Consider the following 8,202-nt stretch of genomic DNA (forward strand, 5'->3'; position numbering starts at 1 on the left):
TTAAATTATGCTGTCTTTATTCTATATTTACAGCATACTTATAAGAAACATGATCATTATTAACAATTACGAAGAGTACAAATCACATGAAGGAAAGGTGTTAGGCGTTTCACAATGGCACCAGATCGATCAAGCACAGATCAATAAATTTGCGGATGCTACGTTAGACCATCAATGGATCCATGTGGATGAAGAAAAGGCTAAAAATGAAGGTCCTTTCAAATCAACGATTGCCCATGGATACCTTACGCTTTCCCTGATCCCCTACCTTTGGAAACAGATTGCTGATGTCAGAAATGTAAAAATGGAGATCAATTACGGTATTGAGAATCTACGATTTGGAGCTCCAGTATTGGTCAATGATGAAGTCCAATTGGAAGCAACCGTAAAATCCATAAGTAATTTAAGGGGAACAGTAAAAGCGACCATTACCGCCAAATTAAATGTTAAAGGAAATAACAAGCCGGTATATGTTGGCGATGTGGTATTCCTATATCATTTTAACGATTAATAGATAAAAATTTCGAAACTTATATAATTTAGTATAATTTTACACTAATTATTTAGGTATGAATTATCATTTTTTACATGAACTGTTGGATTCTGCAGCTGCTTATGAAGCAAGCCAACAGGAAACAAATCAGGAAAAGAACCTACAAGGTTATATCGATTGGTTAACCCGTAAAAACCAGGATTGGGAAGATCCAACCTGGCAAGGCAAGGAACTTGGCCGTTCAGCAGAAAGTGTGATCTGCACCCTACTCATTCACATGGGAAGGTATGCAAAATCCTATTCAAAAGCAGCTATTGAAGGATCTGATTTTTCTACCCAAGATGAATTCATATTTCTGATTAATCTAAAAGCACATGGCTCCATGACCAAAATGGAGCTTATAAAATTAAATAAACAAGAAAAACCAGGAGGGATTCAGACCATCAATAGATTAATAAAGATGGGTTGGATAAACCAAGTAGCATCCCAAGAAGATAAACGTGCTAAACTAATTCACCTTACTCTAAAAGGGGAACAAGCTTTGGATGCCCAAATGGATAAAATACGTACGGCTACTAAAATAGTTTCTGGCAACCTCACGAACATTGAAAAAAATCAACTGATTCATTTATTAACTAAATTGGATCTCTTCCATGAACCCATCTACGAAATGCATCCTTCTTCTGATCATTTATTGGATATTGGGATAGAAAAAATTAGTACAAAATAAAACCTTTTATATTTTTTTTGGTTTATAATTATATTAATATCAAGCGATATAAGGGTATAATTATACTTTTAAAACTCTTTATTTAGTGTATTTATATACTTTTATACACTAAATTTCTATATTTGCTTTTGATATTGATATAATATTATACCAATGAATCGAAGCAAAAGAAAAAAAGTAATCATAATTGGCGCGGGTATTTCCGGTCTATCGGCCGCATGTTATGCAGCAAAAGCAGGACATGAAGTGCATATTCTAGAAAAAAATGGAAGCCCTGGAGGACGTGCTCGTCAATTCAAGACCGAAGAAGGTTTTACTTTTGACATGGGGCCCAGTTGGTATTGGATGCCCGATATCATCGAAAATTTCTTTCAAGATTTTGGATTCCGCTCAGCTGATTTTTATACGCTTGACCCATTAAATCCACAGTTTGAATTCATTAGTAAAGATAAAAGAGTATCCATACCAAAGGATGCCAAGGAGATAAGAGCTTTATTCGAATCAGAAGAACCTGGAGCAGGAAAGAAATATGATGATTTCATGCGTGCTGCAAAATTTAAATATGAGGTGGGCATGCAGCAATTTATTGACAAACCCTGCCACTCTATCCTAGAATTTACGAAACCCTCCCTCCTTTCCTCCGCCTTAAAGCTTCATCTTTTCCGAAATTTCAGGTCTTACGTAGGATCTTATTTTAAATCACCATTGCTAAGATCTATCATGGAATTTCCGGTGATATTTTTAGGAGCCTCACCAGCTAAAATCCCTGCCATGTACAGCTTAATGAATTATGGGGGCTATGAACTGGGGACTTGGTACCCACAGGGTGGGTTCTTTGAACTGATCAAAGCCATGGTAAAAATTGCGGAAGATTTAGGCGTAAAAATCCATTACCATGCTGCTGTTAAAGACCTTAAGCTGATAGCCGATCAGTCTAAAAATGTGCGCATTGCCTCTTTCAAGATTCAAAATGAAACGCATACCGCCGATGAAATCATTGCTTCCTGTGATTATCAGCATATGGAATCCCTGCTTCCTGAAAAATTCAGGAATTATTCATCATCTTATTGGGAAAAGAAAACCTTCGCACCTTCCAGTTTGATCGTTTATCTGGGAATCAAAGGAAAGATACCTTCCATGAAGCATCATACTCTATTTTTTGACGCTGGGCTGGATGAACATCTCGACGAAATATATAAGGAAAAATCCTGGCCGAAAAACCCTTTATTCTATGTGTGCTGTCCGTCTAAAACGGATCCGCATGTAGCTCCTTCAGGTGCTGAGAATTTATTTCTGTTGATGCCTTTGGCCACAGGTCTTGAGGATACTGAAGAAGCCCGGGAGAAGTACTTGGATATCATGCTTTCCCGCATTCAGAAACATTTTGAATGCCCCGAAATTAAGGAACGAATTTTATATAAAAGGAGCTATTGCGTGGCAGATTTTAAGAAAGATTACCATGCATATGGTGGAAATGCCTATGGATTGGCCAACACCTTATCGCAGACTGCGATCCTAAAGCCTAGTATCAGAAATAAAAAGATAAAGAACCTGCATTATACCGGTCAATTAACGGTTCCAGGGCCTGGAGTTCCACCTTCGCTGATCTCCGGAAAGATTGTCGCAAATGAGATATAAAGATTATGATGTATTCAAAAACATAAGCTATGAAGAAATTATATGATGAATTGGCTTATAAAATAAGTCAAGAAACCACCCAAAAATATAGCACTTCATTTTCACTGGGGATTAAAGCTATTGATAGGCACTTGAGACCAGCAATTTATGCGATCTACGGTTATGTAAGGTTAGCTGATGAGATCGTCGATAGCTTCCATGGATTCGACCAGGAACTTCTTTTGAACGAGTTTGAAAAGAACACCTTTGAAGCCTTGGAAAAAGGAATTTCGCTGAATCCCATCCTGCAGTCGTTTCAGGACACGGTTCGACAGTATCGAATTGACTATCAGTTGATCCATCAATTTCTTCACAGTATGCGTATGGATCTTAAAAAAGTGGAATATGATCTTGATCGATATCAGGAATATATCCTGGGTTCTGCAGAGGTGGTCGGCCTGATGTGCCTGCATGTTTTCGTGGAAGGTGATCACACGCAATTCGAACGTTTAAAACCATACGCCATGAAGTTGGGGAGTGCTTTTCAGAAGGTCAATTTTCTTCGCGATCTGAAAGCTGATTTTGAAACCTTAGGACGAAGCTATTTTCCGGAAATCAACCTACGACAATTCAATTGCGAAATCAAAAAGTCCATTGAAAAGGATATTGAAAAAGATTTTCAGGAAGCTTTTGTTGGTATTCAACAATTGCCCATCTCATCCAAATTTGGTGTTTATTTAGCCTATACATATTACCAAAGTCTATTTCAAAAGATTAAAAACACAGCAGCGAAGGAGATCATGCAGAAAAGAGTACGGATTCCGAATACGCAGAAATTCTATCTGCTGATGTCCAGTTACATGAACTTTCAGATCGCACGATTTTAAGACCCTATGAATTGTAAACGTTTATGAAAACACTTAGTATGATATCCATCTTGATCTGCAGTATAGGGCTGGTATTTTCTACCGAAAATTATAGCTCCAATCTGATCAAGGCCGCTAGTGATAAGGATGTTTGCTCCATCATGCTGCAGCAGTTGGAAAAAACCAACAAAACTAATTTGGAGAAGGCCTATGCAGGGTATTACCATTGTATATGGGCCAAGCATGCTTTCAATCCAATGGCAAAATTGAGCAGTTTCAAGAAAGGCAGGAAGCTCTTGGATGAAGCGGCTGAAAAAGAACCTAAATCGGTGGAAATACGTTTATTGCGTTATGCTATCCAATACAACTCCCCTTCATTTCTGGGTTATAAATCCAGTTTGACCAAGGATCTGGAATATGTAAAGCAGCATAAAAACAACATCAAGGATAAATCGCTCAGGATATTTTTAGAAAAGCAAGGGATTTAAAAAATTAAGAAAATATGGGATATCTTATCTTATTGATCACTTTCCTCCTCATGGAGCCCATCACCTGGTTGACCCATAAATATGTGATGCATGGCTTCCTTTGGAGTTTACATAAAGACCATCATGATCATAGTCATGATGGTGCCTTTGAACGCAACGATCTGTTCTTCATCATTTTTGCCATACCTGCCATTTTTCTGATCTACAAAGGCATGGAGCCGGAAACTTGGTACCTGTTGTGGATTGGTATAGGGATTACTTTATATGGCATGGCTTATTTTTTTGTCCATGATATTTTTATTCACCAACGGATCTCCTTATTACGAAATACCAAGAACCCCTATTTATTAGGCATACGAAGAGCTCATAAACAACATCATAAACATGTCGGTAAATTTCCAGGGGAATGTTTTGGCTTTCTCTGGGTGCCCATAAAATATTTTAAAATGTATTTTAATGCCACTAAAAGATGATCCAATTCACCTACCTCTTGATAAATATTTTGACGATCAGCATCTGTTTTATCTTCTCATTTGATAAGCGGATCCGATTCGACAGGTATTTTATGGATTTTCTGAAAGCAGCAACCTTGGTGGCTATTCCCTTCATCATATGGGATGCTTGGTTTACCAAGATAGGCATTTGGTGGTTCAATGAAACCTATTTATTAGGCATTTCCTTAGCCGGATTACCTTTGGAAGAGATCCTGTTTTTCTTCTGCATACCCTTCAGTTGTGTCTTTACCTATTTCTGCTTGAACAAATTCTTCAATCTGGAATGGATGGATGCCTTCAACAACATTATTGTATGGCTGACGGTCATTGTGACATCAGTTATCGCTCTACGGTTCCATGAATTACAATATACCTTTGTTACCGCGCTGGTTACCCTTTTAAGCATACTGATCCTAAACTTTGGACTTAAAATGGAGTCTATAGGAAAGGTGTCTTTTATATATGGGCTATTAATGTTGGGATTTTTGCCAGTAAATGGCGTGCTGACGGGAACGGGATTGGAATCGCCCATTGTCAATTATAACAGCAATGAATTTATGAATATTCGAATTGGCACCATCCCCATTGAGGATGCTGTTTATGGGTATGTGCTGATCATCTGGAATGTATTCTTTTTTGAAAAATTTAGCCATGAGAAAAAATCAAGAGATAAAAAATAGGGATTTGGTTGTTTTGGTCAATGAGCAAGATGAAGAATTGGGACTCATGGAAAAGATGGAAGCCCATCAATTGGGTTTATTGCATCGCGCGTTTTCCGTGTTCATATTCAATAAGGAAGGGAAAATATTGATCCAACGTCGTGCCGCCAATAAATACCATGGCGCTTTGCTATGGACGAATACCTGCTGTTCCCATCAACAGTTGGATGAAACTACCATGCAGGCTGCCAAGGAACGACTGATGGCAGAGATGGGCTTAGCGTGTCCGTTGTTTGAAGTCTATAAATTTCAATATAAGGAGTATGTGGAGAATAACCTGATAGAACATGAGTTGGATACGGTGCTGGTGGGCTATTCGGATGTAGATCCTGTTATAAATCCCTTGGAGGTAGCCGATTATCAGTGGATTTCCTTGATGGAATTATTGCAGTGGATGCAAAGGGAACCGGAAAGCTTCACCATCTGGTTCAAGATTATCCTTCCGAAATTATTGACCACCTTTTCGAATATTTCACCGAATTAATTGGGTCTGGTATTTAAATTAGTTAGGACAGGTTTTGGAATAGCCTATTTTTGGACAGGTAAATAAGTATGCTTAGGATTATCGAAATTAATGGAACCTGGCATAAAATGGGGTATACCGAGATGAATACTCACAATGCCATTCCCGAGCAGATAGTTTTCCCCTTTTTTGAGTAGTACTATGGGTGCTCTTTTCTGATTAGCCCATTTAAAAGGGGTATATAGGTTATCCCCTTCCAATGTATCTCCAACTATTTTTCCATTGATTTCACCTTTGACAATATATCCGCCTGGTTTGGTATTGATAATCTTGCCATGGAAACGGTCTTTGTAAAGCACTAAATGCAATCGGGAAGTATCTCGATCAACGATGGAAATAAAATCTTTTTCAGTTTGGATTTTACTGCGTTCTTGATTGCAGGAAGTAATAAAGAAGACGATGCAAAGCAAACTAAATAAAATATTCAACCTCATTTTGCGCATTTCCATATATTAGAGCTTATTTTTGTTTGGTGAATTTTTCCAGTTCAAATGGTAAAAGATGAGGGTAATCCTTCAAAGCATCTTTGATAAACTGTTCGCCATTTTTCTTCCCCAGTACTTCCGCCATTTTCTGTGCCTGATCTTGAACATGCTGAAGAAATTTCTTGTTCGGATCGTTAGGTCTTTTCTTTGGCCCCTTGGTTTGAGAATTTTTATTCTTGGATTGTTGAGGATTGGAATTCTTGGAATGATAAGAATCTTTATTCTTGGATTGTTGAGGATTTGTGTTTTTTGAATGTTGGGGATTGCTTTTCATAATACAAAGGTAGTTTTTTAGCGTTAAAAAACTGTCATTGAAAATTCCCCCGACATTGCGAGGAGGTACGACGAAGCAATCTTTCCTCCTTTGTCATCCTGAACAGCGTCGAAGGATCTGTACGTGTACCAAAAGTAGATACTTCGACTTCGCTCAGTATTACATGGCTAAAGATTGCTTCGTTCCTCGCAATGACGCGGAAAGACCTCGCAATGAAGCGGAAAGACCTCGCAATGACGTGGAAAGAAACATTGCTTCACTCATTGATTTTAGAAAATCTTTTAAAAAAATAAGAAATCTATATGGCAGTTTTATCGGTGTCCTTTGAAAATGAATTTGATTTTTTATTGGGTTTGTAAATAAAATATTAAGCTATCAACAAATATTTTATACGTATCTTTTTAAGAGCCTAAATGGTTAAATTTGAGTGTAAAAGGCTAAGAAAGTATTGTTATGGATAAAAGAACGCAAAAATTTGACATCATTAGTTTTACGGCAGACGATAGAGAATATTATCCTGCCTCTATGGGACGTCAGAATTGGATGTCAGACAAGAATGTAAAACAAACGGATATTGATATCGCCTTAGGACAATCTCGTTATGGAGGGCCAGTGGTTGATTTACCTATTGGAATAGAATATCCGGAAGGACTTCGATTTGCAGCACAATTGGATTTGGCCGCATTCTCCCCTTTCGACAAAACAGGACTTTTACCAAAAAAAGGACAACTTATTTTCTTTGCTGATATAAGGAATGACATAGGTAAAGTGATCTATGCCGATATTCCTAACGAAGAATTGATCAGAGTAACCAAGGAACACGAGGAAGATTTTTTCTCTGGGGTATTAATAGACCAAATTTTTGCTGATACAGAAACGTTTGAAGAGCGTTATGGTGAAGAAGAGGATGATTATGATGATGACGACTTTGAGGATGATGACGACGACTTTGAAGAAGATTTAGACGATGAGGAAGAATTGGATAAAGATGAATTAGATGAAGATGAATTAGATGAAGATGAATTAGATGATGAGGAAGAATTGGATGAGGAAGATTTGGATGAGGAAGAATTGGATGAAGATGAATTTGATGATGAAGAGGAAATAGATGAAGAAGATGAATTCGATGATGAGGAAGAATTAGAGTGGAATTATTTTGCAGGTGCTGAAAGATCAAAGATATTTGGAATTTATACCAACTGCCAATTACAAGAAGAAGAGATTGAGGAAATTACATTTTCAGATAAACTAGTACTCTTACAGGTTGGTGAAAATGGTTTTAATGATGAGGGTGTTTTTAGTGTACTTATTCCAAAAGAAGATTTAAAAAACCTGAATTTCGAGAACTGTGAATTTGTATGAGCGCAGTCGTAGTTTTCGAGATTGAGGAGAAGTTAAAACCGCGTCATCGTAAGTTTGTAGGGAAGTTATAGGAATTAAAGAAACAGAATATAATTTTGTATTTCATTTAGGATACAGCGAGAGAGGGAGTAAGATTTTTAATCGTCATTGG

General features: G+C 37.5%; 11 protein-coding genes. 9 read left to right on the plus strand and 2 right to left on the minus strand.

What is annotated here, in order from left to right:
* Nucleotides 1-49: 49 nt before the first annotated feature.
* From VJ786_RS13995 to idi, 8 genes are all read left to right on the plus strand, one after another.
* On the plus strand, nt 50-511 hold the full coding sequence (locus VJ786_RS13995) for a MaoC family dehydratase (RefSeq protein WP_134777911.1): 462 nt from the start codon (nt 50-52) through the stop codon (nt 509-511).
* 58 nt (nt 512-569) lie between these two features.
* Nucleotides 570-1,223 carry a MarR family winged helix-turn-helix transcriptional regulator gene (locus tag VJ786_RS14000; protein ID WP_099366705.1) on the plus strand — a complete coding sequence of 218 codons (654 nt, stop codon included), beginning with the start codon at nt 570-572 and terminating at the stop codon, nt 1,221-1,223.
* A 153-nt stretch (nt 1,224-1,376) separates the two neighbouring features.
* The gene (crtID, locus tag VJ786_RS14005; protein ID WP_099366704.1) at nt 1,377-2,861 is read left to right on the plus strand and encodes a bifunctional phytoene desaturase/3,4-desaturase; all 1,485 of its coding nucleotides are present in this window, start codon (nt 1,377-1,379) and stop codon (nt 2,859-2,861) included.
* A 29-nt stretch (nt 2,862-2,890) separates the two neighbouring features.
* Nucleotides 2,891-3,727, plus strand: a complete 837-nt coding sequence (locus VJ786_RS14010) for a phytoene/squalene synthase family protein (RefSeq protein WP_099366703.1) — start codon at nt 2,891-2,893, stop codon at nt 3,725-3,727.
* A 23-nt stretch (nt 3,728-3,750) separates the two neighbouring features.
* Complete coding sequence (locus tag VJ786_RS14015; RefSeq protein ID WP_144038141.1) at nt 3,751-4,194, plus strand: hypothetical protein; 444 nt, start codon at nt 3,751-3,753, stop codon at nt 4,192-4,194.
* 14 nt (nt 4,195-4,208) lie between these two features.
* Nucleotides 4,209-4,667, plus strand: a complete 459-nt coding sequence (locus tag VJ786_RS14020; RefSeq protein ID WP_099366701.1) for a sterol desaturase family protein — start codon at nt 4,209-4,211, stop codon at nt 4,665-4,667.
* On the plus strand, nt 4,664-5,368 hold the full coding sequence (locus tag VJ786_RS14025) for a lycopene cyclase domain-containing protein (RefSeq protein WP_099366700.1): 705 nt from the start codon (nt 4,664-4,666) through the stop codon (nt 5,366-5,368). Before VJ786_RS14020 ends, VJ786_RS14025 begins: the two co-directional genes overlap by 4 nt.
* Entirely contained in the window at nt 5,340-5,891 is a 552-nt protein-coding gene (gene idi / locus VJ786_RS14030) for an isopentenyl-diphosphate Delta-isomerase (protein WP_099366699.1), read from the plus strand. Before VJ786_RS14025 ends, idi begins: the two co-directional genes overlap by 29 nt.
* Before the next feature lie 44 nt (nt 5,892-5,935).
* On the opposite strand, the gene VJ786_RS14035 is transcribed toward idi, so the two are convergent.
* Both VJ786_RS14035 and VJ786_RS14040 read right to left on the minus strand, forming a co-directional pair.
* Nucleotides 5,936-6,379, minus strand: coding sequence for a hypothetical protein (locus VJ786_RS14035; RefSeq protein WP_180268471.1), 444 nt, complete (start codon nt 6,377-6,379; stop codon nt 5,936-5,938).
* A gap of 10 nt (nt 6,380-6,389) precedes the next feature.
* Entirely contained in the window at nt 6,390-6,689 is a 300-nt protein-coding gene (locus VJ786_RS14040) for a hypothetical protein (RefSeq protein WP_336557935.1), read from the minus strand.
* Nucleotides 6,690-7,142: 453 nt separating this feature from the next.
* On the opposite strand from VJ786_RS14040, the gene VJ786_RS14045 reads away from it, so the two are divergent.
* Nucleotides 7,143-8,051 carry a DUF1963 domain-containing protein gene (locus VJ786_RS14045; protein ID WP_336557936.1) on the plus strand — a complete coding sequence of 303 codons (909 nt, stop codon included), beginning with the start codon at nt 7,143-7,145 and terminating at the stop codon, nt 8,049-8,051.
* Nucleotides 8,052-8,202: the final 151 nt, after the last annotated feature.

The organism is Sphingobacterium tenebrionis (assembly GCF_037126265.1).
In the GTDB taxonomy this organism is placed as follows: Bacteria; Bacteroidota; Bacteroidia; order Sphingobacteriales; family Sphingobacteriaceae; genus Sphingobacterium; species Sphingobacterium tenebrionis.

Bases quoted from the DNA above. Each gene is read 5' to 3' on its own strand.
- VJ786_RS13995 (WP_134777911.1), top strand. From the start codon at position 50: ATGATCATTATTAACAATTACGAAGAGTACAAATCACATGAAGGAAAG.
- VJ786_RS14000 (WP_099366705.1), top strand. From the start codon at position 570: ATGAATTATCATTTTTTACATGAACTGTTGGATTCTGCAGCTGCTTAT.
- crtID (WP_099366704.1), top strand. From the start codon at position 1,377: ATGAATCGAAGCAAAAGAAAAAAAGTAATCATAATTGGCGCGGGTATT.
- VJ786_RS14010 (WP_099366703.1), top strand. From the start codon at position 2,891: ATGAAGAAATTATATGATGAATTGGCTTATAAAATAAGTCAAGAAACC.
- VJ786_RS14015 (WP_144038141.1), top strand. From the start codon at position 3,751: ATGAAAACACTTAGTATGATATCCATCTTGATCTGCAGTATAGGGCTG.
- VJ786_RS14020 (WP_099366701.1), top strand. From the start codon at position 4,209: ATGGGATATCTTATCTTATTGATCACTTTCCTCCTCATGGAGCCCATC.
- VJ786_RS14025 (WP_099366700.1), top strand. From the start codon at position 4,664: ATGATCCAATTCACCTACCTCTTGATAAATATTTTGACGATCAGCATC.
- idi (WP_099366699.1), top strand. From the start codon at position 5,340: ATGAGAAAAAATCAAGAGATAAAAAATAGGGATTTGGTTGTTTTGGTC.
- VJ786_RS14035 (WP_180268471.1), bottom strand. From the start codon at position 6,379: ATGGAAATGCGCAAAATGAGGTTGAATATTTTATTTAGTTTGCTTTGC.
- VJ786_RS14040 (WP_336557935.1), bottom strand. From the start codon at position 6,689: ATGAAAAGCAATCCCCAACATTCAAAAAACACAAATCCTCAACAATCC.
- VJ786_RS14045 (WP_336557936.1), top strand. From the start codon at position 7,143: ATGGATAAAAGAACGCAAAAATTTGACATCATTAGTTTTACGGCAGAC.